Raw genomic sequence first — 24,900 nt, 5'->3', positions numbered from 1 at the left:
AGTCAATTTACTATTGCTATAAACAAAGTAACAGAGTCTGTAGAACGTAATTTTAAATAAAATTGATAAATAATAATGTTTATAACTATATATTTAAGTTTATTCGTGCTATATAAATAGATAGCACGTTACTTTGATACAAATTTATTCTTGGTTAGTTGTTTATTCACTATATGAGGTTTATCATGAAACTTAAATACTTACCCTATCTTTTACTTTGTTTTATTTTCTCAATGAGTCAAGCTACGTCAGCTGATTTAACAAAGTTAAATCGTGCACCTACTAGTAAAGTTTTAGATAATAAAAAGCATGAGAATCATTGGTCTGGTGCTTATGCAGGCTTGCAATACTCTCTCGCGATAAATCATTATAAAAATCCTTGGAAACAAATGCTATCGATTACAAAAAACGGAGAAGAACAGTTTCCCAAGGATAAATTTGCTTCAATTAATAATGCTTCTCATTTAGCAGGGTTATTCTTAGGTTATAATCACACAGTTAACGACACTTTAATTTTTGGTGCCGAAATAGATTTCTCCTTTAAATTAAAATCTGATGAACTTCATTATCCAAAATACCCTAAAGGTAATCAGTTTAATTACTATAAACCTATAGAATTGCCTTTGAATGGTTATTTAGACGGTAATTTGCGCGCTCGTCTTGGCGTAAATTTAGGAAATTTCTTACCTTATATTGCTGGTGGGCTTAGTGTAATATATGATTTACCTAATAAAAACATGATGGAATATGCTCAGGATTCTATTAAAAATACTGTGGACAGAAAAGAGATACAAATAAAAATTAACGGCGATGATAAATTATATCTTGGATGGAACTTAGGTACAGGAATTGAGCACAAAACAGAACAGGGTCTGATTATACGAGCAGAATATCGTTATAATAATATTACTTCTAATCAAAACAAAAAAATAAGTTTCACTCAACAAACCGAAAAAACAAAAAAAGCTAATATAATAACTTATGGCTTAGAAAGTCTCAGTAGCCATGAAGTGCGTTTGGGCTTAGGGTACCATTTCTAATATAATTTATATAAACTCTGTGAAAACCCTATAATTTTTTATAGGGTTTTTTATTGTCTCTATTTGGGGGAACAAATACTAGTGTTAAAACTCAGTATCACTGCTTTAAATCCACAAAGTAAATAACTTAATAGATATAAACTTTTACCTTTGAAACAAAAGGAAACTTTAATAATCATGTTAAAAGCCCCGCATTTTACTGCAGGGCTTATTATTTGCTACATAGCTTTTCCTCGTTGCTTGTCTGCACTAAGGTGGATTTCCTCTATAGCTTTAATATCTTTAGTAAGTGATGACCGTAAAGCAGTAAATAAGATATGATAACTAATACGATTTTGTGCTAAAGCTGTATCTACAACATCAAGATATAAAACCTTTTTTAAACATTTATCGATTTTACTATGTGTCACTTCTCTCTTACTACCTACAGCGTTACCATATGTACGTTTGGTTAAATATTTTTCAGCTTCCATACGATAAACATTAGATAATTGTTCTGCATGTTTTCTAATGCAGTCTTTTATTCTTATTGGTAGCTCTCTTTCATCAGATGGTAATTGATATATAATTTCTTCTTGATTTTCTATGGCTAGTTTTGCTGTAGGAACGTGTTGTTGTTCTAGTTCCAACCAACGGTCAACAATCTTTGCTCTTAGAGTTGTGCTATAACCAGATACTAGAATTAAACACTCGCGTTTGGGCAACTGGTATTCAGTTTGTTCGCGGTTTTGCTTATCTTTATAGATGTGTCCAAATTTGGACGCATCTATTTTAAGCTCTAAAAGCATCGCATCAATATCACGTTTTACATGTTGATGTTGTTTCCCACACAACTTAGCAATCTCACGACTAGACATAGTTAATGCGGATGTTACTACATCTTGTTCTTGAGCTTGTTTTAATTGAGAGTTCTTTTTAGCTTTTTGGGCGTTATTTATATAATTGATTAAACCGTCCATGGTTTTTCTCCTGAGTATGTTAAAGTTTTCTATGAAACACCATATAATGGTGCCGGGTGCTAGAAAACACGGTACTCAGTCCGTCGTTATGCCTTCCCCTTGCAGGTATTGTATAGCATAAACCACACCCGACATAAAACGCATGCTTAAATAGCATAGTAATAAATCGAATTATTAGGAAACGGTAAATAAATTTCGGTTATTTGACCGCTGAGTATTTAGTGTTTTCTAGGCACTGTAAGATTAGGCTATAATATTTTTTAGCCTTTGTCAAATGGTTTTTTGTATTTTATGCCTTCCCCTAAACAAGCTCTTACAATTACGGTTAACTTCTCGCAACTTTGATATTACTTCATCAGGAGTTAACTTCCTTCCCTCAAGCTGACGCCAAGAGAAATTATCCAATACATAAGCGTTAATCGCATCAAGGTCTGCAGAATGTGAGTGAATAGTTTTTAAACCATAGTGATAATAATCTTCCCTAGTTAATAAACCATCTGCAACTAGCTTGTTATATTCAAAAGGACAAACATCCTCTAACACAATTTTACCATATTGCTTTATCGCTAGCTCAAGCTGTTCTTCTCGCGATTTGGTTAAGTTATTCTCAGATTCACGACGAGACAAGATAGCTCTAACTAGCCTATAAAAATGGTCAATTGAAGGAACATAACCTTTTAATTCGCCATGATGACCCATAAACAAATCATCAATTAATTTCTTAGTTTCATTAGCTGTTAGAGGTGCAACCGCCTTAGCATATTCAGTCATAAACATGCTGATATTTTCAATTAGGGTTAGCTTTGGTGAACGTAAAACCGTGAACAACCGCTTTATTTGTTCAGATTTCCTTTCAATTTCGTTAAGTTTAGCCTGTTGCATTTACTTGCTCCTTTTGTCCAAAATCAGTAAAAACCTTACTAAAATCCATATCTTTCACTGTTTCAGCCTGTCGCTTATGGTCATTGTTCCAGCTAGTAACGGGTAAGTTAATAACCTTTGCTGGTTCATCTTCCCAACGCTTTTGGTTTAAAAATGTTGAAGGGTTAAGCCATTGATAACTCTCAGGTTTGGATTGCTTGTATCGTCGCAAACCATCCAAAATAACATCACAAGTTACCGTCTCCCTAGCCAAGCTATAAGCTTTGATAGCTACTGACTTACCGACCTTATGCGGATATTCTTCCCAAAAAATATTAAAATCATCTGGAGGGATTTTTGCTTTTTTGACAAATACTTTAGTATTTGGTTTTTTATTATTCTGGTTCTGGTTCTGGTTAGCTTGATTTTGCTTGTCGTTTGCTTGTAGCAAATCGTTAGCAAAATTATTTTTTGCTTGGTTTTGCTTCTTAACCTCAGCTCCAAATTTACCAGCAAGTGAACGTTTCTCGCTGATTTCGGCTTTCTTTTCTATAGAGACACTAAGCTCTTCTCCAACTCTTGTGGACCACAATTTATCATCAGAAGTAACTATTATTTTGCCATCCTCTAATAAAAAGTCTAGAGCTTTAATAAATGTTTTAACTGTACAACCTGCATCATATGCTAATCTTTTAAAATCTTTAGTTATCGGTGATTGTTTATCATACATTAATGATATTAAACTAATATAAACCCCCTTCTCAACCGCGGTCATACTAGCCACACCAGCACGCCAATCAGAAGCAAACCATCTAACCCACGGTGTTTTATTATTTGCACTCATTGTTAATCTCCTTTGAATCTCTTTAACAATTTAAAAAATAGCAACACTTACTTCTGTTCAGTATTCCCTACTTCAAAAATTACTTTTACCTTTAAGGCTGTTGTCATTTTTAAAATTGTTTTTAGCTTAGGTTCCTTATTACCTACACGCCATTGATATAATGAAGAATAAGAACAGCCAGACAAGCCTTCTAAATCTTCTAAGGATAACCCTTGTTGCTTACGTACTTTATCAAGAGTAAAGCCGCCGATGTCTTCAGGGCTGGTTATAAGATGTTTCATTATTTACTTTCCTTATTGCTTAGTCTTAGTAGTATTCTATTAAAAGTTGCAGGTTCATTTAGAAAATTGTAAAGTTAGAGAGACAAAAAACAAACTACAATTTAGAGAGGAATAAACTCATAACTAAAGAACCTGCAACTATTACCAGCCATCAGACTGATAACTTTAATCATCATCACATATTTTAAAATATCTTGTAGTTGGACTCTTATCATCAACAATGTAGTTCTCTACGCTAGCACGCATTGGTAAACGTTCATCTAACCAAATATACCCAGCTTCTATACTATTATGATTTGCTATTCTAATGCTCGCTGTCACAGTGTTATCTCCACCCGCATGTATTTTAATGTCGTGTAGATATAACCCCTTACTAGCTAGAAATTGCTTTATCTCTTCTATATTAATCATTGCACGCTCCTATAATTGACATATTCACCTAATTAACTGCTTCTGGTATTTGGCTCGCATCTGTTATTTCAGTAGGCGCGTCCTTTTTCTGGCTATTGTTATAATCTACTTGCTTATTATGCTCTCTAATTTCAGACTCTAGACAACAAAGAAAGCCACCAGAAACTGCTCCTGCATATAAGATAATTTCTTCTTCACCATGGAAAATTTTTAATATATCCCTGCCGTAACGGTCTCTGGATGCCTCAAACTTAAAATTATTATTCTTTGAAAATTGTAATTCTAAGTTTTTGTTTAAAATTAACCTTGAGATAATATTATTAGGATAGGTTCTTACATGTCCATCTGTACCATAACGTTCTTTAAGTTCAGTCTCTAGCCGTTTCTTCTCTTCTTCTAATTTGTTATGTAACACTAACCCATCCAGTCGTCTGGCTTCTTTAGTTTGCTTTTGTAATTTTCTAAAAGCGTAATAAAAAACCAAAGATGGTAAAGTAGCTATTAATATTAAGATTGCAGTCATGTTAGTTTCCTTTGTTAAGTGGTTTTTTTACTTCTATTTTTTATATATTTTATCCTATTCCGCGGGAAATAGATTGCCTCATCTCCCCAGTCTTCGTTCTTAACTCCTGTCACTTCCATCCAGGCACCATCAATATCTGACACATGTGTAGCGTACATCATTATGTCCCCGTTATCTAAGAGACAGACACCAGAATTAGGACTATCTTTAAACAGATAGGTATTTGCACAATGAAACTTACAGTTATCCTCTGTTACAACTGTAATTTGAGTAATTGCGTTATTACTGAACATCTCCCGCCATTCTGGAGCTAGATTAATTGTATTTCTCTGTAATTGTATGTTTTCCATCTTAGTTTCCTTTTCCTACTATGGGCTGTTTGTGTTAATCTATTCAACCTTAGGTTGTATTTCGCCAACGCAACTATTATCTTGCGGGGACGTTAGGGATTGTAATTTAAGATAATTAGCTAAAGACATTGATTGCCCTTTTTCCCACCTAGAAACAGTGGCTTGAGTTATTTTTAGCATTCTAGCAAACTCCGCTTGAGTTACCCCTAACAACAACCTTAAGGATTTTACATTATCTTCTTTTTCCATATTTTGTTACTCTTATTCAATATACCTATACACATAGGTATATTATTTGAGTAAATAAATCAATAGATTTTTTTTGTTTTTATGTATTAAGGTGCTTATATGAATAGTAATGTTTTGAATCTACTCAATGCAATTCACTTTGATTGTGGACTTAGTCAAGGTGAAATAGCTGAAAAATTAAATGTATCTCAGGCTACAGTCTCTAGATGGATGACGAAAGGTGTTGACCCGCGTGGTTCTATGCACTTAGCAATTCAAAAGCTATACAATGAATTAAAGGGGATGGAAACAGGCAGTATTGTACCGCTAATGGGTTATATTGGAGCTGGAACAGAAATAGACCCGTCATTTGAGCAAGTTCCTGACAGCGGTTTATATCAAATTGACCTACCTTTTCTGCTAAAAGAAGACATGGTTGCTTTTGAAATTCAAGGGGAATCAATGTTCCCCGTATATAAAGAAGGCGATTTAATTATTGTAAAAAAGAGACAGACAAAGACTATTGAATTCTTTTACGGCAAGGAAGCTGTTGTGTTAACTTCAGATAATAAAAGATATATAAAAACAATATCAAAAGGATTAAAAGGTATAGATTTACTTTCATGGAACGCCCCCCCTATAGAGAATGTAAAAGTAGAATGGCTAGGTGAAATATTTGCCGTATTAAAACACGGTATGTATACTAAGAACTTTTATTTCGACTAAGTCTATAGAGCTTCGAATCCTATTAACCACATACAAATCCAACCAGAAATATTAACATTTTTGTTAAAAACATATACGTATGTGTATTTTTTTCTTGTCAAATATATTACATATGTGTATATGTATACATAGACCACGAAGAAGCAACGGCAGAACTGGTCACAGGAAGCAGATAAGAAGTCGTGAAATGAGCGAATTAGAAGAGATAAAGAAATTAGCTAAACAGATAATAAGCACAGGTGATAATAGGCTTAAATTACAATTATACGGCTTACTATGCACCCTAGCTGATAAGGCTAAAGATAAATTATGAGGTACGAGATGATTAAAAAAATACCAGTAGGTTTTAATAAAGTAATGATTATTAAACAATTACCTAACGGCACAATAAGCAGAAAGATTGTCCCCGCTTTAGAACAGGCAGTAAGTTAAAGTTTTCAGGCACTGTAGTGGTTAATTGATTTCGGCGATTAGCCACCAAAATAAGACGTTACTTAGGAGTATAAAATGAATATTGGCTTAATTTTATTATGTGTATTAATAGCACTGTTATTTATTTTGGCTATTTCACCTAATTCAAATCAGTAAACCAACCTGCCCTTTACAGGGGTAATAACTAAAGATTATCAAACAATTTAAAGATTAATGCGATTTCTCGCCACGGATGTGCTTTGTCTAAAATAGGATAATAAAATGAGTGTTATAAAAGTTAAACTTATCTTAGGTGGTCATTGTAAGGATTTATTTAAAGATAATCCAATGCAATTTGAACTAACTACTAACACAGATATAGATGTCTTTATAAATGATTTAGAGCAGTTATTAGACGATATCTTTTATGACATAGCTTACTTTAAAAATGATGCAGAGAGAATAGATTGGGTAAATCATAAAAATAATACTATGGGCAATACTAACGAAGCCATGTCTAGAAGCTGGTGTAAGCTACATGCTAGCAGATTAAACTTTGAGAATGATTGTTTGCCAATTTTCGTAAAAGAATCTGACTATTATCAAATGTTAGTAGATGAAGCAGAACAAAATGCAGAACTGGAATTTAGTGAGATGTTAAACACAAGATACTTATAGGATATTAATATGACACATTCACCTTTAGCCCTTATGGCACAAAAATATAATTTTTCACCTGAGAAATTCAAAGAAACAGTAGTAAAAACATGTATGTCAGGAGACCCTAAACCAGAAGAATTTCACGCTTTTATTTCAGTAGCAAATGAATATGGTTTAAATCCCCTAACTAAAGAAATTTATGCCTTCCCTAAACGGGGCGGTGGTATTATGCCAATCGTATCTGTTGATAGCTGGGTCAAAATAATTCATTCTAATAACAAGTTTGACGGGTTACAATTTAGAGATAATCTAGACGAAAATGGTAAGTTAATCTCTATAACCTGCTGTATAAAATTAGCAAATGTAACCATGCCAATAGAGGTAACTGAATATCTAAGTGAATGTATGCAAAATAGTGACACTTGGAAAAAGTACCCTTCTCGCATGTTACGTCATAAAGCCTTAATTCAATGTGCAAGATATGCTTTTGGTTATAGTGGTATTTTTGATGAAGATGAAGCCCACCGTATAAATCAGCCAGTGTTAGAAGTTACAACAATTGATATAGAAAAAATACAACAAATTAAAAACTTACTAAAAGCTACAGCTATAGATGAAAATACTATCTTAGAACATTTTAACATAGCTAGCTTAGAAGAATTAACAGAAACCCAAGCGGAAATAGCTTTAAAGAAATTACAAAAAAGCCAAAAGAAGTTAACCAAGGATAACAATAGTTACTTAGAGTATAAAGATGCAACAGAATAGCGCAGAATGGTTTCAAGCAAGGCTTGGTAAAGTAACAGCATCACGTATTTACGATATTATTGCTAGCCAGAAAAATGGAGAGCCTCTGAAGAAATATTCTGATTATAAAATGCAATTGTTAAGTGAAAGGCTAACAGGGCAAATATTCTCACAACCAACTAATAAATATATGGACTGGGGTGTAGAATATGAAGCACAAGCTAAAGAAGAATATAAATTTTTAAATGATGTTGTAATAACTGAATGCGGTTTTATAAACCACCCTACTATAGCTATGAGTGGCGCAAGTCCTGATGGATTAATTAATGCAGATGGACTTATTGAAGTTAAATGCCCTCAATCTACCACACATTTAGATTTTTTACTTAATGATAAAATCAAACCCGAATATATAGCACAAATGCAGTGGCAAATGGCTTGCACAGATAGAGCTTGGTGTGACTTTGTTAGTTTTGACCCACGCTTTGAAGGTAAATCAGCAGGTTTAAGAATTAAAGAAAAGCGCATATTACGTGATGATAATTTCATCGCCGAAATAACAGTAAAAGTTAGTAAATTTTTACAAGAAATAAAAGATATGGAAACACAATTAAAGGAGACGCAATAATGGATATAGAAGAAAAATCAGTAAAGATAATCGCTCAAGCAGTTAAAGAAACATTGCTTGAATTAAGAAAAGATATTGTAGCAGGTCAAGACTCAATAAAGCTTATTGATAATATTATTCTTTCTTTAGACAAATCTACAACTGACACTAACAAAGCTAATTATATCAATAACCCATCTAAAACTATTAATTAGGTCAATGACATGTATGGATTAAATAGAGTTACCTTGATAGGACATGTTGCAACAGATTTAACCTTTTTTGAACTTAAGTCTGGAATAAAACTGCTAAAATTTCGTTTAGTTACTTCTGAGAGATGGAAAGATAAAGACGGAGAAGTTAACGAACAGTTAGAATGGCACACTATCGCTGTTTTTAATGATGCTCTTATAAATTTAGCAAATAACCTTTTAGAAAAAGGCGATGGTGTGATGATTGAAGGTCGACTTCATACCAGAAACTGGAAAGATAAAGAAGGTCACAAGCACACTACTGCAGAAATCATCTTAGATAAATACTCAGGTAGATTAGTGTTATTGCGTAAAAAGGATATTCAGAATGACTGAGAAATTAACCAACGTAAAAGAAACTGATAAATTACTCAATGCAAGAGAAGTCGCCTCAATGCTTAATGTATGTGTGACTACACTTTATGCTCATATGAAAAAAGGCAATTTTCCTCAACCAGTACAAATATTAAATTCAACGCGGTGGAAGCTATCAGATATAGAGGAATATATAGATAGCCAACCTCGCGGAGTAAGAAATCAGTAATTGTAATTATACCAAAAAGAGGAGTCTTATTATGGACAATCAATTAATGGAAATCAAACAAACACAAATAGCTAACGATACAATACAAACTGTTAACGCTCGTGAATTACATGAATTTTTACAAGTAGGTAAAGATTTTAGTAACTGGATAAAAGACAGAATAAATAAATATGATTTTAAGGAAAATCAAGATTATATAGTTTTCGCCAATTCTGGCGAAAACCTCCATGGAGGTAGACCAAGCAAAGAATACCACCTTACCTTAGACATGGCTAAAGAGCTATCAATGGTAGAACGCAATGAAAAAGGTAAAGAAGCCCGTCAATATTTTATTAAATGTGAAAAGAAGTTAAAACAACCTAATACCGCTAATATCACGGAGGTATTAAGCAATCCAGACCATTTAAAAGCATTATTATTAGATAACGTTAATAAGGTTATAAAATTACAAGAACTGGTTAAAGAACAAGAACCAAAAGTTAAGGCTTTAGAACATTTAACACGTGCTGATGGATTACTTTGTATTACTGATGCTGCTAAAGTTTTAAACATGCGCCCTAAGGATTTATTCCAATATTTACAAAAACACAATTGGATTTATAAACGCGTAGGCACAAGTAATTTTATCCCTTATCAAGATAAGTTAAAATCTGGCTTAATGGATTGTCCTACCACAACAATACATCGTCCTGATGGTAGTGAAAAAATCATAGCTCAAGCAAAAATCACCACTAAAGGTTTAGCAATATTATCTGAAAAATTACAAGCAACACAGGTAGCATAATAAGTAAGCCAAGTAAAAGGATTTAACGATGATTTACAAAGGAGAAACAGAAATGAAAAAAATTAACAAAGGTTTAGTAAAACAATGTGTGGAAGAATTCGATACTAAAGCGGACGGCTTTCACGAGGTGTACTTAAAAATTGAGCGTGATTTTATGAAAGAGGCTGGAAGTGGGCTTGTTTTAGAACATTTAGCTAGTTTAGGCGGTTCTGACTCTTTGCTTAATACTTTAAAATTTGTAAAAAGCTCTGAGTATAAAATGGTTAAGTTAACCTATTTCTCTGATACGGATATAGAGGCTTTAGCAGAGGCTGGATATATAATTATAGACAATAAAGATAAATCTAACCCAAAGATAACTCTAAGTGATATGTTTTATCAAGATAGTAAGGACAACAAAAATGATTGATAAGCATATCCAAATACCCACATTAATGCATTCTATTATAAGAAAAATAGATAAATTGCTGGATAAGAAAGAAGCGCGCGATATGCCTGCTAGCTTAACTCAAGAAAACAGAAAAGAAATATTAGAGCTACTAAAACAAGAAAAATATAAGGATGGTTTAACTGTTACAGAAATTACTAGCCTTGTAGGAATGAACAGAAGAGGCATTAATAGTTTTATGAGTTTTCTTGTAAACAGAGGCAGTGTAACCCGCTTTAAAGGAGTGAATAGAAACCCTAACGGCGGTAGGCATAAAGAAGTGTATTATTATGTATTGAAGGGCGAATAAATGACTAAGGTAGAAAAAATAGATAAGTTAATAGATGACTTACAGCTCACAAGCGGTAAACTATACACTTTAGGCTCTGAGTCTTTTAATGAATTCAAAAAATTAAAAGATTTAAAAATAGAATTTAACAAAATATTAGAAGAAGAAAAAATAAAAGCAGAAAACGAACTCTTGGATGTTCATTATATGGTAATCGAAGCGCGAAGATTATACAGCAGATTAGATGCATTAACTGACGGGAGAAAACAAATGGAAAGCGCGGATTACAAGTTTGGAATGCTTGAGACAGCAGAAACTTTATTAGAGGATTTAGAGAATTTTTATTATAGAAAAAGGAATAAATAATATGCAAATACAACACATAAAAGAAATACGAAACCAAGAGGATAGTATACCTTTAACAATTTTATACGACCTACTAGGATTTAAAGGATGTGTTGATGAGTTAATGCTTTTTGTTATTCATTCTAAAGAGTGGGTGGAAATTGTACCAGATGATAAATATAACCTTACAAGAATAACAGAAAAAGGGATAAAGGCGGATATGCTTTGTTACCGTGATTATGTAATTTTTCAAGATGAAGAGTTAATAACATTTAGATTAATAGCGGTTAAGGCTGAGCGCGTTATAGACTTTTTAAGAGAGTTTAATAATAGGAGATTTATAAATGACAAACACAGCAACTAAAAATGAATCAATAATTCTTACTGTAAGAGAGGTAAACGGCGTATTTACAATAGACATAGCCTATTGTAATCATTGGAGTGAGGAACTTTTTTTTGAGGACAAATTAACAGGTTCTTATGATTTTCCAACTATCCTTTGGGATAACGGAAAAAGTAAATTGGATTTTCAGGTTAGAAAAGAAAATAACAAGACCTTTCTAGACGCAAGTTATAAGAATAGCAAGATTGAAAACATACCAATTTATAAAGGGCTAAAACTTGAGTTAAGCTAAAGATAGGAATAAATAACAGAATTAACAACCAAGAAAGGACTGTTTCAATGAGTTTAAATTGTATTAGGATAGCATTGGAACAATTAGCAGGGCTAGCAAACAGAACAGAAGATAAACAAATAGCTAAAGATTTAAAATTGCTACTAGACTTATTAATTAAAATTAAATTTTTAGAAGATAAAGAAGAAAATAAAAACTCTATTATTACTGCAAAGAGCACACCTAACGACTACCAAATAGCATTAATAGGTGGAAAAAAAGAAGTGGAACTCATGACTCTTTGTGATATTGATATTGATAAACCAAAATAAACCAGTTATCAAGAAATCCTTGATAACTGACCAAAAGATATAAATACTAGAGCCCCGCTTTTATGAGGTGGGGCTTTTTAGCGTCTACAGACTCTGTTAATTTTAAAATCCTTAGGTTATGATTCATTGTGATAAAACCGCATTGGAGCAAAGCATGAAAAAATATTTATATATTGCTGGAGCGGTGATAACCGCTTTTTTTGTTGCCTTAGCTAAAGCATTTAAATTAGGACAGCGAGACCAACAAAATAAGCAAGATAAAGAAACATTAAAATCTATTGGTATACGTCAAAAGGTAGAAAATGACATTAATAAGAAATCTGATGATAATATCCGTGACTCTTTGCGTAAGTGGGTGCGCGGTAATGACGAGACCAGATAATTGTATTTTATTTGCTCCTATTTATTTAGAATATAAAGATTTAGATGTTATTAGCCCACAGTTAGCTAGACAATTATTAAGACATAACGAAACCGGTGCTAAAGTTTGTAAGTGGTGATAAGGTTATAAAATGATAGATAAAAAGAAAAGAACACCATTAACGACACAAGAAAAACAAATGCTAAGAGAATTAGCTACTGCTTACTCTACATTTAAAACTTTATCACGTTGGTTAAAATGGATTATCATTACAATATTTGTCATTGTTATAGAAGGTCAAAGATTTTTAATAGCTATAGATAACATCTTTGAATGGGTAAAAAAATTATTTACTAGGGGATAAGTTTTACAGATTCTTTCGTATGCTTTCAAGTACATTGAGCTTAAAAGGGTGTGTAAAAAGGTAATATCATAATCCTAAATAAGCTGTAAATCGTTGATATTCCTAGGTTTTTATGGAAAATACAACTCCTTTACTTGGAGATATCCACAGCGCGATTTTTTTATATGTGACATCTTTGATGCTACACCAAAATCTGACATAGTAACAATGGAACATCCAATTTTTTTCTTAATTCTAAAATTCCTAAAGCAAAAAGAATTTTTTTAAACAAAGAGAAAACATTCAAAATAACTCCATCAAGTCTTGGTTTTGTAAACGTGTTTGACCGCGGTATTTTAATTTTTGCTACTGCTCAATTAATGCATGCAAAGAAAGCAGGTAAAGAAATATCTTCATTTGTAACATTTAAAGTTTACGATTTTTTACATGTAACTAATAGAGCAAAGACTGGTATGAGTTATCAAAATGTAAAAAATAGTTTAACAGGTTAAGAGTAACCACAATATCAACAACAGCTAAAAATAGAACAAAAACTAACTACAAATATATTTGGATTAATAGATCAAAGAAAAATTGATAGAGAACCTATCGGCCGTATATTAGTAATATAATTAAAATTATCAGATTAGTTATTCTATGCTATACAAAATACTCCGGTGCTTACTTTGCACCCCGCTATTATTTTAGATTAAAAAACCACTAGAACGTCCTTTATATAAACTATCACATACAAATTGCGACAATAATCAAATTGTAAAATATCCTTAAAATTTAAAAGGGAAAATAAGTTAAATTTGCCTTAAAATGAATTTAATCTCACAATTTAAAAAATTCTAGAACTTAATCAAAATACCCACCATATACATGAATATTCTGTTATATTTAAAGCTAACCTTCTTCAAATATAACAGTTAGCAAAAAATGCACCTGTAAAATTGCTACTCTAAGATACATAATAAAGAAATAAATATATATTTTAACAAAAATAGCAATTATTATATGACTAAAATAAAAAGAAAATGCTTTTATTAAGTCATTTTCTATTAAGTATAAACTTTGCGATATTTAGCTTAGTTAGATATTTACTCCATAATTCTTTACAAACTCTTTCTAAAATATTTCTATCATTAGATATCCGTTTAATATTTAATATGAGAGATCCAAGATAATAGGAACTCCAAAATTTTAATATTATCAAAATTACACAAATCAATGATTAATATATCCATGTTCAACAATGCACATGCCGCAAGGCAATATCATCACCTACAATTACTTTGAGCATATTTGACATTTACAGTAGCCGTGTTAACCGTAAGTTCTTTTACAGAGCCATCTAAGCACTCCTTCTCATCAAAATGAAGTATGGTATAACCTCTTGACGCTTAACAGAGGATTTTTTTAAATATATTTTTCATGAGAGTCTTCTCTTTACTAATTTTCTTACTTTAGGTTAACATGAACAAAATTAAAAATTAATAATACTTATCTATAACATTGATAAATATATTTCCTAAAAATTTTAAAGGGAGATACAATTTTAAATTTATCACTACATATTAAAACTATAAGAAATATGCCTAATCTAACGAGCAAAAGGATTATACGAAGAATCAAAATATTTTCTAATAAAAATAAGTCATTTGCAAATATAGCAAAAAGTATGTTTTTATCTCTAAAAGATAGTTGCATTATTAAAGATATTAATGAGAATAGTTATAAACTTACCTATGCAAGCGTATCACTGTTTAAACATATACTTTTAGAAATAAATAACATAAGTAACAAACTTCGTATATGCATCATTAAAGAACCTAAATGCCTTATAAAATGTTTAAATCTAAAAAAATTGTTTCTAATCCACTAATTGTCCGCGGATTTTTTATCAATGACCAAATTAAGCAAATTCTGAATAAACTTATTCTGCCAGTTATAATAGCTTGGACCTTGACAAATATATCAAAAAAAACAAAGCTCAAATAATATTAGATTTTTTAAATTCTGGAATATTACGTTTAATTAGAATGGAGGAATATAATGACACTTATTAGACCAGGAATGAGAACGGAGAATAGCGCTCATTTAATTAGCGCATTAATAAAAATGTCACGCCCTAAGCTAGTTGTTGAAATTGGGGCTGGAGATAGCACAATTTTCATTCTCAATGCACTTAAAGAAGCGGTAAAAGAATGGTTAGTGGATAAGGAATGTCTTTGTGCTGACCAATGGTCTGAGCGTGACGCCTTACTTGATCCTACCTATATAAATACTGACTATCAACCTCTTTTAATAACAATTGATGATTTTACAGCATGTAGTCAATCTGCTCAAAAAGCATGGGAAATCATAAAAAATGACTCCGATAATGAAAATTACGTTAATTTTATTAATGAGAATTTTTTTAATATAAATAAGAAAACTATTGCATCATGGGGAAAAATAGATTTCGCATGGATTGATGCAGGTTCTCCAGCTGATAACGTAAGTTTTGTAGCAAACTTATGGGAACATTTGGCAGATGGAGCTTATCTTGTTTTACCTGAACCAACTATGCTTACAACTGTCAATGAAAATGGTGAAAATAAGATACGTTGCAACCGTACACCGCTCTGGGAAGAACTTTTATGGAGGCTTGACGATAATTATGAAGCTATTACTTTTCCTGAGTCTCATAAATATAGACAGGGTGGATTAGGGATTATCCGCAAAAGACAGCCTAATGAAAAAGTTTTCCGTACAGAATCATTACAGACAGAACTACTTGCACTAGAAGCACCACCAATAAGAAATGACATTCTTCCTATAGGAAATGAGAAAATAGCTCTAGAACAAAAAATAAATTATTATCACAATATTATGAGTAATGATGACATGCGCTATATTTACGCTATTATTATTCTCGAATCTCCTACGGTAAAATACTTATTAGATAAAACCGGTATAAATATAAAAAAATTACATAAATATATAGAAAAAATGCAAAGGATGGATTTGATAAAAGTAAATAATTCTAAAAATATTATAGAGGCGTCCTCAGAGGCATGGAATGAATTGCACCTATATAAAAATAAAAACATGCAAAACTTATCCGACAAACAATTAGAGACAGATGAGATACTCAAAATTATAACTAATTGTTTTAAAATAAACCAAGAATATAATGAGGATACTGTTTCTAAAATTTGTTTTTTGTTCAGCGTTGATTATGCACGTTTACGCCGCTGTCTTGTTGACAAAGGTTATTTAAAACGTAATAAAGGTATTTATCGACGCATATTACAAAATAATAGACGTAATAAGACTAAAAAACATAAACACGTCTTCTAAATGTTCTCATTTGCAAAGAATAATGCCATCGAATTGTGCGCAAATAAAATCTATATTGTACAAGCACAACCCATAGCTTGCCCAATAAAGATACTAAAATCTACGAAATTTTTGTAAGGCTAAAATTATCCATCTAAACGAAACTATTAACTTTTATATTTTTACAATACTCTAGAGGAATAAAATATCATTTACCACATTAAACCATGTATTAATGCAGAAATTTTTGCTTTCTTTCGCAGACTATCTATCTAACTTTTCCATAAACATTCAATCACTAGTCTTGCTATCTCTATAGTTATAATTTCGCTTGCACCCGCTTAACTAAATTGCTACAGCTATCTAAATTTCCTGCAGATTATAAAAATTCTTCTTTAAGTCTAAATACTCTTGTATGGAATTTTGTGAAGCTTTTACGATAACATAGCCTCACCATTACCTTTACTGTTAAAAGGATGACAGCAAATATTTAAGTACAGATAAAGCCCTATTAAAATCAACTAATAAATATAAAAGTTCCTAAAAAATTCTAAGAAATAAAATTAACCAAATTTTTTTGGATAATTTTTAAGTTTTTTATTTATCTGCTCAACAAAAATCATAATTTATTATAATTATTAAAAAAACTTATCATCTAGATAAATTCAAAATTGAAGTTATATAAACGGCTAAAACTATAAAAAGATATCAACACTATATTACTTAATGCATAAATATCACTTATATAACAAAGAAAAACAATAATTAAATTATCTTACTAATAATTGAAACAAAAATATTAGTAAGATAATTTCAATGTCGTTTAAACCTCTTTATTAAGCGTTTTCAACTCAGATATCAATGGCATAGACACAATATGATAACCAGCATCTACAAAATGCACTTCTCCTGTTACCCCTTTTGAAATATCAGACAACAAATAAAGAGCTGAACCACCAATTTCTTCCAAAGTTACTGATTTACGCAACGGTGAATTTCTTTGTTGAAAGCTAAATATATCTCTAGCGTCTCCTATACCATTCCCCGCTAATGTACGCACAGGACCTGCGGATAATGCATTAACCCTAATATCTTTCTCGCCTAAATCAACTGCTAAATATCTAACCATTGATTCTAAAGCAGCTTTAGCAATACCCATAACATTATAATTAGGTACAACTCTAGTCGATCCACCATAGGTTAACGTTAAAATAGAACCACCGTCTTTCATTAAAGGGGCAGCAAGTTGCGCTACTTCTGTGAAAGAATAAGCAGAAATAACCATAGTTTTTACAAAATTATCTCTGGTTGTTACATCTACATATTTACCTTTTAACTCAGATTTATCAGAAAAACCTACTGCATGTACAAGAAAATCTAATTTTCCCCATTCCTTAGCAATAGTTTCAAAAACCTTCGCAACTGTATCTGGATGTTCCACATCACAATCAAGAATTAATTTTGCTCCTAATTCCTCTGCTAGTGGTTTGACTCTTTTACAGAAGATCTCCCCTTGATAAGTAAAAGCTAACTCTGCCCCTGCTTCAGACAATTGCTTAGCTATCCCCCAAGCAATTGAATGATGGTTAGCGACTCCCATGATCAAGCCCCTCTTACCTTGCATTAATTTTGTCATAAATGCACCTATCCTTAACTTATTTAGCGTTGTATTTTTCAAAAATAATTGTAGCATTTGTACCACCAAATCCAAAAGTATTCGATAGTATTCTGTTAAGTTTAACATTATCTTTTCTGCTACGAACTATAGGCATATCAGCAACTCGCTCATCTATTTGGTCAATGTTACTGCTTTCACAGATAAAATTATTTTGCATCATTAATAATGAATATATTGCTTCATGAACACCTGCCGCACCTAATGAATGTCCTGTTAAGGATTTTGTAGCTGCAATCAATGGACATGATTCTCCAGAACCAAAAATGCGACGAATAGCATCAATCTCCGGTATATCTCCTACTGGGGTAGAAGTTGCATGTGGACTAATATAGTCTATATCACCTTTAACATTTTTCAAAGCTAAACGCATACATCTTTCGGCTCCTTCACCTGAAGGTGCAACCATATCATGACCATCAGAAGTAGCACCATAACCAACTATTTCCGCATAGATTTTAGCACCGCGAGCTAGAGCAACTTCAAGTTCTTCCAGTACTACTACACCTGCTCCACCGGCAATAACAAACCCATCACGCATATTATCATACGCCCGCGAGGCTTTTTCTGGTGTATCATTATATTTACTGGACATAGCTCCCATTGCATCAAATAACACTGATAAAGTCCAATCTAGATCATCACAACCGCCAGCAAAAACACGATCCTGTTTTCCAAATTGAATTAATTCGTATGCATTACCTATACAATGATTAGAAGTAGCACAAGCTGAAGAAATACTATAATTAACTCCCTTAATCTTAAAGAAAGTAGATAAAGTAGCTGAAGCCGTAGAACTCATAGCTTTAGGTACTGCAAATGGCCCTACTCTTTTAGGAGATTTTTCTAAAGCGATATTAGCAGACTCCACAATAACTTTAGTAGATGGACCACCGGAGCCCATAACAATGCCAGTATTTATATTTGATATTTCGTTAGCTTCTAAACCTGCATCAGCTATAGCACGCTGCATAGCAATATGGTTCCACGCAGTACCTCTACCATGGAATCGTAAATCTCTTCTATCAACAAATTCCTCAATATCTATTTGAGGCATTCCATATACACATGATCTAAATCCTAGATCCTGATATTCTTGAGAAAAACTGATACCAGATTTAGCTTCATATAACGATTTAGTTACTTCTGTTAGATCATTACCAATAGAAGAAATAATACCCATCCCAGTTACTACAACACGACGCATGACCCAACTCCATTAATTAATATAATCATTTATGCGGTAAATAATCCAACTTTTAAATCTTTTGCCTGATAAATAACTTTACCATCAGCTTTGACACAACCATCGGCTACGCCTAGAACTAACCGCCCTCTTAAAACTCTTTTTAATTCTATCTGATATTCAACTTTTTTTATTTCAGGTGTTATCATACCAGTAAATTTTATTTCTCCTACTGATAAAGCACGACCTTTACCAGGTTCACCTAACCAACCTAAGTAAAAACCGGTCATTTGCCATAAAGCATCTAACCCTAAGCAACCTGGCATAACAGGATCGCCAATAAAGTGACATGAAAAAAACCATAAATCTGGGTGTACATCAAGCTCAGCTAAGACTACACCTTTACCATATTCTCCTCCATCTTTCGCTATATGAGTAATTCTATCAAACATTAACATAGGGGGAGCCGGTAATTGTGCATTACCTTTACCAAATAATTCACCCCTAGCACATTTAAGTAATTCATCAAACTTATAACTAGTTTTTTGTTCCGTCATTAACTTTTTGCTCCAACTTTTGCAAATTATGCAATTTTATTCAACTTATATCACAATTTTTTAAACTACGACATATTAACCCACATTATAAATCAATTGTTACATTTATACAATTTAATTTGCCAGACAAAGATAAGCTTTTATCTTTTTAAACAATTTACTAATAATCATTTACACCCCATAAATATTTTTTTTCTATCCATCCAGTGACCCTATCAAATACGACTTTACACCAATTATCCTCACAAATTTTTAAACTACCTATAGCTCCAGAAGAAATTTGTGCAATTATATTACTTTTCACATCTTTTTTATTATATAGTTTATAGTGTCTATTTTTTTTATTTGGGGCAACTAATATATATTTGCTTGAAGATAATAAACCCGCAGTAATCCATCCTTTACTACCCGTATAATCCTCTATATACCTCCAGTTATCATATTCATTTATAATTTTAACCGGTAAAGAACGTTGCGTAAAAGTCCAGGCAATCCTATATTGAACACCTGGTCCTACACGAACATTAGTAGTTTTAGCTTTTAAACTAACATAACGAGGTATTGGCAAACCAGTAGAAACGCCTACCTGCCCTTGATAATTTTTAGTCTTATTGTGTTTATGATTTAAATGGAAAAAACCTACTAATAATAATTTTATTATTATAGCTAGCAACAATAACGCTATTACTGCCTTTAGCCACGTTCGCATAATTACCTCATTTTTAAATTTATTAAGGAGACAATAACATTATCTCCTTAATAAATTATCAACAAAGCTAATTAAGAAAAATATTTTTTTAAAGTAGCAAAAATTGCTCTCACCGTTTGAACTTCATTACCAAAAGGCAAATCGCTATTTTGTGAAGAAGCACCTGCATAAATATCAAAATGCGCCCATATTTTAGCATTCTGGACAAAATTCTGTAAAAATAACGCAGCTGTAATAGATCCAGCAAAACCATCTGTAGTTACATTATTTAAATCCGCAATAGGTGATTTAAGATTTTTATTATATGGAGCCCATAAAGGGAAACGCCACATAGGATCTACTAAAGCTGTGGATTCTCCTTCTATATTTTTAGCAAAATCATCACTATTAGTAAAAAATGGAGGCAAATCAGGACCAGTAGCTACACGGGCTGCTCCAGTTAAAGTAGCCATATCTAATAAAATCTCTGGATTTTCTTCATCTGCATAAGTCAGAGCATCAGCTAATATTAATCTACCCTCAGCATCTGTATGTCCAATCTCCACAGTTTTACCCATCCGACTAGTGAATATATCACCTGGACGAAAAGCCTCATGAGATATTAAATTTTCAACGACTGGTAGCAAAACTCTTAAACGCACTGGCAAATTAAATGACATAATCAATCTTGCTAGAGCGATAACATTCGCAGCTCCACCCATATCTTTTTTCATACCAACCATAGCACCTGAAGGTTTTATTCCCAGACCGCCGGAATCAAAGCAAACACCTTTACCAACTAAAGTTACTTTAGGCGCATTTTCATCACCCCATATATAATCAATTAAGCGTGGCTCTTCATGCAGATTACCACTTTTACCTACCGCATATATAAGTGGAAAATTTTTGCTTAATAATTCCTCGCCTTTTATTACCTCTAATTTTCCGTTATATTCTGCTAATAGACTTCTTACAGATTTTTCTAAACCTGCTGGACCTAAATCATAAGACGGAATATTAACAAGATCTCGAGAATCACAAGTAATATTATGGTAAAGATTTAATTTTTCTAAAGATATATCTTCTGGAACTATAATTTCAATTGTCTTATTACAAGTTTCTAGATAACGATCAAATTTATAACCAGCCGCAGCTAAAGATAATAATTGTAAAAATGGCGCCGTCAATTTAGAATGAAAATACCATGAACCCTCTGGCAACAAATTAGCTAATTTCCTTAAAACAAATGGAGCATAAGGATTTTTTTCATCTATTTTTCCCATTCCAAATAAGGCACCTTTAACGCCGCACTTTTCATCAGGAACTAATAAAAATTGTTCGGCTTTACCAGTAAAATTTGCTGCTTTACACCAAGATTTAATCTCTTCACTAAAATTTTCATCATCTAATCTATCTTCATAAACTAACCATAAGCCTTTGCTATCAACCGGTTTATTATTATTAAAAATAACTTTCATATTACACTCCTTTAAAGTTACGTAAATTAATAGATTTTACTTTATGATTTTTTTCTTTATATAAAATAAGATCTGCTCTCTTTTGGGTCGGTTTAATATGTTCTAATAGATTCTTTAAATTAATTTTTTCCCATATTTCAGTTGCATATAACCTAGCTTTATCCTCGTCCCAATTCAGATATTTTGTAAAAAATGAATTAGGATTATCAGCGGCTATTTTTCGTAATTTCATAAATCTTTTCACATACCATTGTTTTACATTTTCTTCATCAGCATCTATATAGATAGAGAAATCAAATAAATCTGCTCTCCAGCCATTTTTTGTACTATATATTGGTGACTTAAGTTGTAACACATTAATCCCTTCTAAAATCATCATATCAGGACAATCAACGGTAATATACTCATTCGGTACAATATCATAAATTAAATGTGAATAAACTGGAGCTTTCACATATCGATGAGCAGATTTAATTGAATCTAGAAACAATAACAGACTATCAACATCATAACTTTCCGGAAATCCTTTTCTAGTCATAAGATTTAATGATTCTAATATTTTATTAGGATATAAAAAGCCATCACTAGTAATTAAGTCGATTTTAAAATCCGGCGAATAATAGCTCAATAATTTCTGCAACAACCGCGCCATTGTAGATTTTCCTACGGCTACTGATCCTGAAATAGCAATAATAAAAGGAACTTTTTTAATATTTGTGGTTTTAATGGAAGATTGTTGTTTTTTTCTTGCTTGTTGCGCATTTTCAAAATACGACAATATTAAACGAGCTAAAGGCAAATATGTGGTTTTTACTTCATTTATCTCTATATTATGTCCGATTGATAATAAGGAAGATAATTCCTTCTCAGATATTTTTAAAGTTACATCTTTTTTAAGATCAAGCCAATCTTGAGAATTAATTCTAGTAAAGGGAGAATTATCATTCATATTAATTACCTATCTTTTAGATAACTTATAGCAACTTTATCTTTAAAAAACCATTATTTTTTTAAAGATAAAGTTTAATTTAACTTGAGTTTACATATAATAGTAATTATCTATGATAGAGAGCAAAATAATTTAAAAGAGGAAACATGATCGAACATCGACCAAATATATTATATGGTACTACGATTGTTACCGTACGCAAAGATAACCAAGTTGTAATCGCTGGCGATGGTCAAGTATCTTTAGGACATGCTGTCATAAAAGGTAATGCACGCAAGGTTCGTTTATTAAATAACGGTAAAGTTATTGCAGGTTTTGCCGGCGCGACTGCTGATGCTTTCACCTTACTAGAACGATTAGAGGAAAAACTAGAACAATATCCAGATCAACTTATGCGAGCTTGTGTAGAATTAGCTAAAAGCTGGCGTACAGATAAATATTTGCGTAAATTGGAAGCAATGATGCTAGTTGCTGATAGCAGTATTACCCTGGCCTTAACCGGAACTGGTGATGTATTAGAACCAGAATTTGGTACTATGGCAATAGGTTCAGGTGGTAATTATGCTTTTGCGGCGGCTAAGGCATTAATGGATAGTGAATTATCAGCAAAAGAAATAGCTACCAGAGCTTTAAATATAGCGGGAGATATCTGTATATATACTAACCATAATATCACTATAGAATCTTTAAATTGTAACTAATCCTTAAATAAAGGTGTATGAATGAGTAAAAATTTTTCTCCACGTGAAATTGTATCTGAGTTAGATAGATTTATCATTGGTCAACATGAAGCTAAAAGAGCTGTTGCTGTAGCTCTTAGAAATCGCTGGCGACGTCAACAATTAGATGATAAAATGCGTGAAGAAATTATGCCTAAAAACATTCTAATGATCGGACCAACCGGCGTAGGTAAAACTGAAATATCCAGAAGACTAGCTAAATTAGCTAATGCACCTTTTATAAAAGTAGAAGCAACAAAATTTACTGAGGTAGGATATGTAGGCAGGGATGTAGAACAAATTATAAGAGATTTATTAGAAAATGCTATCTTATTAGTTAAAGAGAAAAAAAGAGAAACGATAAAAACAACAGCTCAACTTAATGCAGAAAATACCTTAATTGATATTTTAGTAGGTAAAACTGCTAGTGAAGTAACTAAAGATTCTTTCAAAAGAAAACTAAGAGATGGCGAATTAAATGAAAAAGAAGTAGAAATAAAAATTAGTAAAAATAATAATACAGGTATAGATGTTCCATTATCGCCTGGATCCAATATTGGCGTGATAAATATGTCAGAAATATTAGGAGAGGCTTTCGGAAAAAAATCTAAAAAAATAAAAACCACAGTTCAAAAAGCTCAAGAATTACTAATAAATGATGAAGCCGAAAAATTATTGAATCAAGATGAGATAGTTCAAGAAGCAATAAAAATCACTGAAAATAATGGCATTGTTTTCTTAGATGAAATAGATAAAATAGCGGTTAAAAATTCACAAAATAACTCCGGTATCTCACGAGAAGGTGTACAAAGAGACCTCTTACCCCTAGTAGAAGGTACTAATGTTGCGACAAAATACGGTCAAGTGAAAACAGATCATATTTTATTCATAGCTTCAGGCGCTTTTCATGTTGCAAAACCGTCAGATCTACTTCCAGAATTACAAGGAAGATTACCTATAAGAGTAGAATTAAATGCTCTTAAACAAGAAGATTTTAAAAAAATCTTAACTGAACCAGAAACAAGCTTAATTAAACAAGCTATAGCTTTGTTAAAAACTGAAAATGTAACTTTAAAAATTACAGATGAAGCAATTGATGAATTTGCGAGATTAGCTGTAAGCTTAAATAATAAGTTAGAAAATATCGGAGCAAGAAGATTACATACTGTATTAGAAAAAGTGTTAGATGAAATTTCTTTCACAGCTCCAGATAAATCAGGAACAGAATTTGTTATTGATGCAGATTATGTAACAAAAATAATGAAAGATATATCAGAAGATGTAGATCTATCACGTTTCATTTTATAATTTAAGCTTAAGATACAGATATTTCTAGAGATATATTTTATATTATTCATTAACCTAAGTTAATAATATATTAAC

36 protein-coding genes and 1 pseudogene are annotated in these 24,900 nt (G+C 31.9%); 23 read left to right on the top strand and 14 right to left on the bottom strand.

Going from position 1 to position 24,900, the window contains the following annotated elements; translation table 11 throughout:
* Nucleotides 1-185: 185 nt before the first annotated feature.
* Nucleotides 186-1,040, top strand: a complete 855-nt coding sequence (locus AB6T46_RS01820) for an outer membrane protein (RefSeq protein ID WP_370931724.1) — start codon at nucleotides 186-188, stop codon at nucleotides 1,038-1,040.
* A gap of 218 nt (nucleotides 1,041-1,258) precedes the next feature.
* Here AB6T46_RS01820 and AB6T46_RS01815 read toward each other — a convergent pair whose 3' ends face one another.
* The 8 genes from AB6T46_RS01815 to AB6T46_RS01780 all read right to left on the bottom strand — a co-directional run bounded on the left by AB6T46_RS01815 (nucleotide 1,259) and on the right by AB6T46_RS01780 (nucleotide 5,518).
* A complete protein-coding gene (locus AB6T46_RS01815) occupies nucleotides 1,259-1,897 on the bottom strand; it encodes a Rha family transcriptional regulator (protein ID WP_370932035.1) in 639 nt (212 codons plus the stop codon).
* A 372-nt stretch (nucleotides 1,898-2,269) separates the two neighbouring features.
* On the bottom strand, nucleotides 2,270-2,881 hold the full coding sequence (locus AB6T46_RS01810) for a hypothetical protein (RefSeq protein WP_370931723.1): 612 nt from the start codon (nucleotides 2,879-2,881) through the stop codon (nucleotides 2,270-2,272).
* Nucleotides 2,868-3,704, bottom strand: a complete 837-nt coding sequence (locus tag AB6T46_RS01805) for a DUF1376 domain-containing protein (RefSeq protein WP_370931066.1) — start codon at nucleotides 3,702-3,704, stop codon at nucleotides 2,868-2,870. Before AB6T46_RS01805 ends, AB6T46_RS01810 begins: the two co-directional genes overlap by 14 nt.
* Nucleotides 3,705-3,751: 47 nt before the next feature.
* Nucleotides 3,752-3,985 carry a helix-turn-helix domain-containing protein gene (locus AB6T46_RS01800; RefSeq protein WP_370931722.1) on the bottom strand — a complete coding sequence of 78 codons (234 nt, stop codon included), beginning with the start codon at nucleotides 3,983-3,985 and terminating at the stop codon, nucleotides 3,752-3,754.
* A 165-nt stretch (nucleotides 3,986-4,150) separates the two neighbouring features.
* Nucleotides 4,151-4,396, bottom strand: coding sequence for a hypothetical protein (locus AB6T46_RS01795; protein ID WP_370931003.1), 246 nt, complete (start codon nucleotides 4,394-4,396; stop codon nucleotides 4,151-4,153).
* A gap of 28 nt (nucleotides 4,397-4,424) precedes the next feature.
* Nucleotides 4,425-4,919: a hypothetical protein gene (locus tag AB6T46_RS01790; RefSeq protein WP_370931068.1), complete on the bottom strand. Its 495-nt coding sequence runs from the start codon at nucleotides 4,917-4,919 to the stop codon at nucleotides 4,425-4,427.
* Nucleotides 4,920-4,933: 14 nt separating this feature from the next.
* On the bottom strand, nucleotides 4,934-5,269 hold the full coding sequence (locus tag AB6T46_RS01785; protein WP_370931721.1) for a hypothetical protein: 336 nt from the start codon (nucleotides 5,267-5,269) through the stop codon (nucleotides 4,934-4,936).
* Nucleotides 5,270-5,308: 39 nt separating this feature from the next.
* On the bottom strand, nucleotides 5,309-5,518 hold the full coding sequence (locus AB6T46_RS01780) for a helix-turn-helix domain-containing protein (RefSeq protein WP_370931720.1): 210 nt from the start codon (nucleotides 5,516-5,518) through the stop codon (nucleotides 5,309-5,311).
* 99 nt (nucleotides 5,519-5,617) lie between these two features.
* On the opposite strand from AB6T46_RS01780, the gene AB6T46_RS01775 reads away from it, so the two are divergent.
* The 20 genes and pseudogenes from AB6T46_RS01775 (at nucleotide 5,618) to AB6T46_RS01680 (ending at nucleotide 16,286) form a co-directional block, all read left to right on the top strand.
* Nucleotides 5,618-6,223, top strand: a complete 606-nt coding sequence (locus tag AB6T46_RS01775; protein ID WP_370931719.1) for a S24 family peptidase — start codon at nucleotides 5,618-5,620, stop codon at nucleotides 6,221-6,223.
* A gap of 187 nt (nucleotides 6,224-6,410) precedes the next feature.
* Nucleotides 6,411-6,536, top strand: coding sequence for a hypothetical protein (locus AB6T46_RS01770; protein WP_370931718.1), 126 nt, complete (start codon nucleotides 6,411-6,413; stop codon nucleotides 6,534-6,536).
* Nucleotides 6,537-6,916: 380 nt separating this feature from the next.
* Complete coding sequence (locus AB6T46_RS01765; protein WP_370931717.1) at nucleotides 6,917-7,312, top strand: hypothetical protein; 396 nt, start codon at nucleotides 6,917-6,919, stop codon at nucleotides 7,310-7,312.
* Between the two features lie 9 nt (nucleotides 7,313-7,321).
* Complete coding sequence (locus AB6T46_RS01760; protein WP_370931716.1) at nucleotides 7,322-8,062, top strand: recombinase RecT; 741 nt, start codon at nucleotides 7,322-7,324, stop codon at nucleotides 8,060-8,062.
* On the top strand, nucleotides 8,049-8,669 hold the full coding sequence (locus AB6T46_RS01755; RefSeq protein ID WP_370931076.1) for a lambda exonuclease family protein: 621 nt from the start codon (nucleotides 8,049-8,051) through the stop codon (nucleotides 8,667-8,669). Before AB6T46_RS01760 ends, AB6T46_RS01755 begins: the two co-directional genes overlap by 14 nt.
* Nucleotides 8,669-8,863 (top strand): hypothetical protein, encoded by a 195-nt coding sequence (locus tag AB6T46_RS01750; RefSeq protein ID WP_370931011.1) that lies wholly within the window; start codon nucleotides 8,669-8,671, stop codon nucleotides 8,861-8,863. The genes AB6T46_RS01755 and AB6T46_RS01750 overlap by 1 nt, the downstream gene beginning before the upstream one ends.
* A 9-nt stretch (nucleotides 8,864-8,872) precedes the next feature.
* Nucleotides 8,873-9,235 (top strand): single-stranded DNA-binding protein, encoded by a 363-nt coding sequence (locus tag AB6T46_RS01745; RefSeq protein WP_370931012.1) that lies wholly within the window; start codon nucleotides 8,873-8,875, stop codon nucleotides 9,233-9,235.
* On the top strand, nucleotides 9,228-9,443 hold the full coding sequence (locus AB6T46_RS01740; RefSeq protein ID WP_370931013.1) for a helix-turn-helix transcriptional regulator: 216 nt from the start codon (nucleotides 9,228-9,230) through the stop codon (nucleotides 9,441-9,443). Before AB6T46_RS01745 ends, AB6T46_RS01740 begins: the two co-directional genes overlap by 8 nt.
* Nucleotides 9,444-9,474: 31 nt before the next feature.
* Nucleotides 9,475-10,227 carry an antA/AntB antirepressor family protein gene (locus AB6T46_RS01735; RefSeq protein WP_370931014.1) on the top strand — a complete coding sequence of 251 codons (753 nt, stop codon included), beginning with the start codon at nucleotides 9,475-9,477 and terminating at the stop codon, nucleotides 10,225-10,227.
* Between the two features lie 28 nt (nucleotides 10,228-10,255).
* Nucleotides 10,256-10,636: a hypothetical protein gene (locus tag AB6T46_RS01730; protein ID WP_370931715.1), complete on the top strand. Its 381-nt coding sequence runs from the start codon at nucleotides 10,256-10,258 to the stop codon at nucleotides 10,634-10,636.
* Nucleotides 10,629-10,964, top strand: a complete 336-nt coding sequence (locus AB6T46_RS01725; RefSeq protein ID WP_370931714.1) for a hypothetical protein — start codon at nucleotides 10,629-10,631, stop codon at nucleotides 10,962-10,964. Before AB6T46_RS01730 ends, AB6T46_RS01725 begins: the two co-directional genes overlap by 8 nt.
* Nucleotides 10,965-11,309, top strand: coding sequence for a hypothetical protein (locus tag AB6T46_RS01720; RefSeq protein ID WP_370931713.1), 345 nt, complete (start codon nucleotides 10,965-10,967; stop codon nucleotides 11,307-11,309).
* Nucleotide 11,310: 1 nt separating this feature from the next.
* Entirely contained in the window at nucleotides 11,311-11,652 is a 342-nt protein-coding gene (locus AB6T46_RS01715; RefSeq protein ID WP_370931712.1) for a hypothetical protein, read from the top strand.
* A complete protein-coding gene (locus AB6T46_RS01710) occupies nucleotides 11,633-11,923 on the top strand; it encodes a hypothetical protein (RefSeq protein ID WP_370931711.1) in 291 nt (96 codons plus the stop codon). The genes AB6T46_RS01715 and AB6T46_RS01710 overlap by 20 nt, the downstream gene beginning before the upstream one ends.
* 47 nt (nucleotides 11,924-11,970) lie before the next feature.
* Nucleotides 11,971-12,234 (top strand): hypothetical protein, encoded by a 264-nt coding sequence (locus tag AB6T46_RS01705; protein WP_370931710.1) that lies wholly within the window; start codon nucleotides 11,971-11,973, stop codon nucleotides 12,232-12,234.
* Between the two features lie 154 nt (nucleotides 12,235-12,388).
* The gene (locus AB6T46_RS01700; protein ID WP_370931709.1) at nucleotides 12,389-12,616 is read left to right on the top strand and encodes a hypothetical protein; all 228 of its coding nucleotides are present in this window, start codon (nucleotides 12,389-12,391) and stop codon (nucleotides 12,614-12,616) included.
* Nucleotides 12,600-12,734, top strand: a complete 135-nt coding sequence (locus AB6T46_RS01695) for a hypothetical protein (RefSeq protein ID WP_370931708.1) — start codon at nucleotides 12,600-12,602, stop codon at nucleotides 12,732-12,734. Before AB6T46_RS01700 ends, AB6T46_RS01695 begins: the two co-directional genes overlap by 17 nt.
* Nucleotides 12,735-12,746: 12 nt before the next feature.
* Nucleotides 12,747-12,959 carry a hypothetical protein gene (locus AB6T46_RS01690; RefSeq protein WP_370931087.1) on the top strand — a complete coding sequence of 71 codons (213 nt, stop codon included), beginning with the start codon at nucleotides 12,747-12,749 and terminating at the stop codon, nucleotides 12,957-12,959.
* Between the two features lie 233 nt (nucleotides 12,960-13,192).
* A pseudogene (locus tag AB6T46_RS01685) lies at nucleotides 13,193-13,450 on the top strand (replication initiator protein A); the annotation flags it as partial.
* A 1,546-nt stretch (nucleotides 13,451-14,996) separates the two neighbouring features.
* A complete protein-coding gene (locus tag AB6T46_RS01680; RefSeq protein WP_370931707.1) occupies nucleotides 14,997-16,286 on the top strand; it encodes a DUF2087 domain-containing protein in 1,290 nt (429 codons plus the stop codon).
* An 802-nt stretch (nucleotides 16,287-17,088) separates the two neighbouring features.
* Here AB6T46_RS01680 and fabI read toward each other — a convergent pair.
* From fabI to coaA, 6 genes are all read right to left on the bottom strand, one after another.
* Complete coding sequence (fabI, locus tag AB6T46_RS01675) at nucleotides 17,089-17,901, bottom strand: enoyl-ACP reductase FabI (RefSeq protein WP_370931706.1); 813 nt, start codon at nucleotides 17,899-17,901, stop codon at nucleotides 17,089-17,091.
* Between the two features lie 19 nt (nucleotides 17,902-17,920).
* Nucleotides 17,921-19,147, bottom strand: a complete 1,227-nt coding sequence (fabB, locus tag AB6T46_RS01670) for a beta-ketoacyl-ACP synthase I (RefSeq protein WP_370931705.1) — start codon at nucleotides 19,145-19,147, stop codon at nucleotides 17,921-17,923.
* A 29-nt stretch (nucleotides 19,148-19,176) separates the two neighbouring features.
* On the bottom strand, nucleotides 19,177-19,683 hold the full coding sequence (fabA, locus tag AB6T46_RS01665) for a 3-hydroxyacyl-[acyl-carrier-protein] dehydratase FabA (RefSeq protein ID WP_370931704.1): 507 nt from the start codon (nucleotides 19,681-19,683) through the stop codon (nucleotides 19,177-19,179).
* A 160-nt stretch (nucleotides 19,684-19,843) separates the two neighbouring features.
* On the bottom strand, nucleotides 19,844-20,392 hold the full coding sequence (locus AB6T46_RS01660) for an SH3 domain-containing protein (protein ID WP_370931703.1): 549 nt from the start codon (nucleotides 20,390-20,392) through the stop codon (nucleotides 19,844-19,846).
* A gap of 71 nt (nucleotides 20,393-20,463) precedes the next feature.
* Nucleotides 20,464-21,849, bottom strand: coding sequence for a M17 family metallopeptidase (locus tag AB6T46_RS01655; protein WP_370931702.1), 1,386 nt, complete (start codon nucleotides 21,847-21,849; stop codon nucleotides 20,464-20,466).
* Nucleotide 21,850: 1 nt separating this feature from the next.
* Nucleotides 21,851-22,798 (bottom strand): type I pantothenate kinase, encoded by a 948-nt coding sequence (gene coaA, locus AB6T46_RS01650; RefSeq protein ID WP_370931701.1) that lies wholly within the window; start codon nucleotides 22,796-22,798, stop codon nucleotides 21,851-21,853.
* A gap of 146 nt (nucleotides 22,799-22,944) precedes the next feature.
* On the opposite strand from coaA, the gene hslV reads away from it, so the two are divergent.
* Together hslV and hslU are read left to right on the top strand one after the other, a co-directional pair.
* Nucleotides 22,945-23,499 carry an ATP-dependent protease subunit HslV gene (gene hslV / locus AB6T46_RS01645; protein ID WP_370931700.1) on the top strand — a complete coding sequence of 185 codons (555 nt, stop codon included), beginning with the start codon at nucleotides 22,945-22,947 and terminating at the stop codon, nucleotides 23,497-23,499.
* A gap of 21 nt (nucleotides 23,500-23,520) precedes the next feature.
* Nucleotides 23,521-24,825, top strand: a complete 1,305-nt coding sequence (hslU, locus tag AB6T46_RS01640) for an ATP-dependent protease ATPase subunit HslU (protein WP_370931699.1) — start codon at nucleotides 23,521-23,523, stop codon at nucleotides 24,823-24,825.
* Nucleotides 24,826-24,900 lie beyond the last annotated feature (75 nt).

Source organism: Bartonella sp. DGB1, from assembly GCF_041345015.1.
Lineage (GTDB): Bacteria > Pseudomonadota > Alphaproteobacteria > Rhizobiales > Rhizobiaceae > DGB1.
This window is presented reverse-complemented; position numbering and strand designations above follow the sequence as displayed.

Coding starts and splice junctions, on each gene's coding strand:
- AB6T46_RS01655 (WP_370931702.1), bottom strand. CDS start 21,849: ATGAAAGTTATTTTTAATAATAATAAACCGGTTGATAGCAAAGGCTTA.
- hslU (WP_370931699.1), top strand. CDS start 23,521: ATGAGTAAAAATTTTTCTCCACGTGAAATTGTATCTGAGTTAGATAGA.
- AB6T46_RS01735 (WP_370931014.1), top strand. CDS start 9,475: ATGGACAATCAATTAATGGAAATCAAACAAACACAAATAGCTAACGAT.
- AB6T46_RS01740 (WP_370931013.1), top strand. CDS start 9,228: ATGACTGAGAAATTAACCAACGTAAAAGAAACTGATAAATTACTCAAT.
- AB6T46_RS01745 (WP_370931012.1), top strand. CDS start 8,873: ATGTATGGATTAAATAGAGTTACCTTGATAGGACATGTTGCAACAGAT.
- AB6T46_RS01775 (WP_370931719.1), top strand. CDS start 5,618: ATGAATAGTAATGTTTTGAATCTACTCAATGCAATTCACTTTGATTGT.
- coaA (WP_370931701.1), bottom strand. CDS start 22,798: ATGAATGATAATTCTCCCTTTACTAGAATTAATTCTCAAGATTGGCTT.
- fabB (WP_370931705.1), bottom strand. CDS start 19,147: ATGCGTCGTGTTGTAGTAACTGGGATGGGTATTATTTCTTCTATTGGT.
- AB6T46_RS01750 (WP_370931011.1), top strand. CDS start 8,669: ATGGATATAGAAGAAAAATCAGTAAAGATAATCGCTCAAGCAGTTAAA.
- AB6T46_RS01815 (WP_370932035.1), bottom strand. CDS start 1,897: ATGTCTAGTCGTGAGATTGCTAAGTTGTGTGGGAAACAACATCAACAT.
- AB6T46_RS01820 (WP_370931724.1), top strand. CDS start 186: ATGAAACTTAAATACTTACCCTATCTTTTACTTTGTTTTATTTTCTCA.
- fabA (WP_370931704.1), bottom strand. CDS start 19,683: ATGACGGAACAAAAAACTAGTTATAAGTTTGATGAATTACTTAAATGT.
- AB6T46_RS01680 (WP_370931707.1), top strand. CDS start 14,997: ATGACACTTATTAGACCAGGAATGAGAACGGAGAATAGCGCTCATTTA.
- AB6T46_RS01810 (WP_370931723.1), bottom strand. CDS start 2,881: ATGCAACAGGCTAAACTTAACGAAATTGAAAGGAAATCTGAACAAATA.
- AB6T46_RS01755 (WP_370931076.1), top strand. CDS start 8,049: ATGCAACAGAATAGCGCAGAATGGTTTCAAGCAAGGCTTGGTAAAGTA.
- AB6T46_RS01795 (WP_370931003.1), bottom strand. CDS start 4,396: ATGATTAATATAGAAGAGATAAAGCAATTTCTAGCTAGTAAGGGGTTA.
- AB6T46_RS01715 (WP_370931712.1), top strand. CDS start 11,311: ATGCAAATACAACACATAAAAGAAATACGAAACCAAGAGGATAGTATA.
- fabI (WP_370931706.1), bottom strand. CDS start 17,901: ATGACAAAATTAATGCAAGGTAAGAGGGGCTTGATCATGGGAGTCGCT.
- AB6T46_RS01700 (WP_370931709.1), top strand. CDS start 12,389: ATGAAAAAATATTTATATATTGCTGGAGCGGTGATAACCGCTTTTTTT.
- AB6T46_RS01790 (WP_370931068.1), bottom strand. CDS start 4,919: ATGACTGCAATCTTAATATTAATAGCTACTTTACCATCTTTGGTTTTT.
- AB6T46_RS01780 (WP_370931720.1), bottom strand. CDS start 5,518: ATGGAAAAAGAAGATAATGTAAAATCCTTAAGGTTGTTGTTAGGGGTA.
- AB6T46_RS01725 (WP_370931714.1), top strand. CDS start 10,629: ATGATTGATAAGCATATCCAAATACCCACATTAATGCATTCTATTATA.
- AB6T46_RS01695 (WP_370931708.1), top strand. CDS start 12,600: ATGACGAGACCAGATAATTGTATTTTATTTGCTCCTATTTATTTAGAA.
- AB6T46_RS01800 (WP_370931722.1), bottom strand. CDS start 3,985: ATGAAACATCTTATAACCAGCCCTGAAGACATCGGCGGCTTTACTCTT.
- AB6T46_RS01760 (WP_370931716.1), top strand. CDS start 7,322: ATGACACATTCACCTTTAGCCCTTATGGCACAAAAATATAATTTTTCA.
- AB6T46_RS01690 (WP_370931087.1), top strand. CDS start 12,747: ATGATAGATAAAAAGAAAAGAACACCATTAACGACACAAGAAAAACAA.
- AB6T46_RS01730 (WP_370931715.1), top strand. CDS start 10,256: ATGATTTACAAAGGAGAAACAGAAATGAAAAAAATTAACAAAGGTTTA.
- AB6T46_RS01710 (WP_370931711.1), top strand. CDS start 11,633: ATGACAAACACAGCAACTAAAAATGAATCAATAATTCTTACTGTAAGA.
- AB6T46_RS01805 (WP_370931066.1), bottom strand. CDS start 3,704: ATGAGTGCAAATAATAAAACACCGTGGGTTAGATGGTTTGCTTCTGAT.
- AB6T46_RS01705 (WP_370931710.1), top strand. CDS start 11,971: ATGAGTTTAAATTGTATTAGGATAGCATTGGAACAATTAGCAGGGCTA.
- AB6T46_RS01785 (WP_370931721.1), bottom strand. CDS start 5,269: ATGGAAAACATACAATTACAGAGAAATACAATTAATCTAGCTCCAGAA.
- AB6T46_RS01765 (WP_370931717.1), top strand. CDS start 6,917: ATGAGTGTTATAAAAGTTAAACTTATCTTAGGTGGTCATTGTAAGGAT.
- hslV (WP_370931700.1), top strand. CDS start 22,945: ATGATCGAACATCGACCAAATATATTATATGGTACTACGATTGTTACC.
- AB6T46_RS01720 (WP_370931713.1), top strand. CDS start 10,965: ATGACTAAGGTAGAAAAAATAGATAAGTTAATAGATGACTTACAGCTC.
- AB6T46_RS01770 (WP_370931718.1), top strand. CDS start 6,411: ATGAGCGAATTAGAAGAGATAAAGAAATTAGCTAAACAGATAATAAGC.
- AB6T46_RS01660 (WP_370931703.1), bottom strand. CDS start 20,392: ATGCGAACGTGGCTAAAGGCAGTAATAGCGTTATTGTTGCTAGCTATA.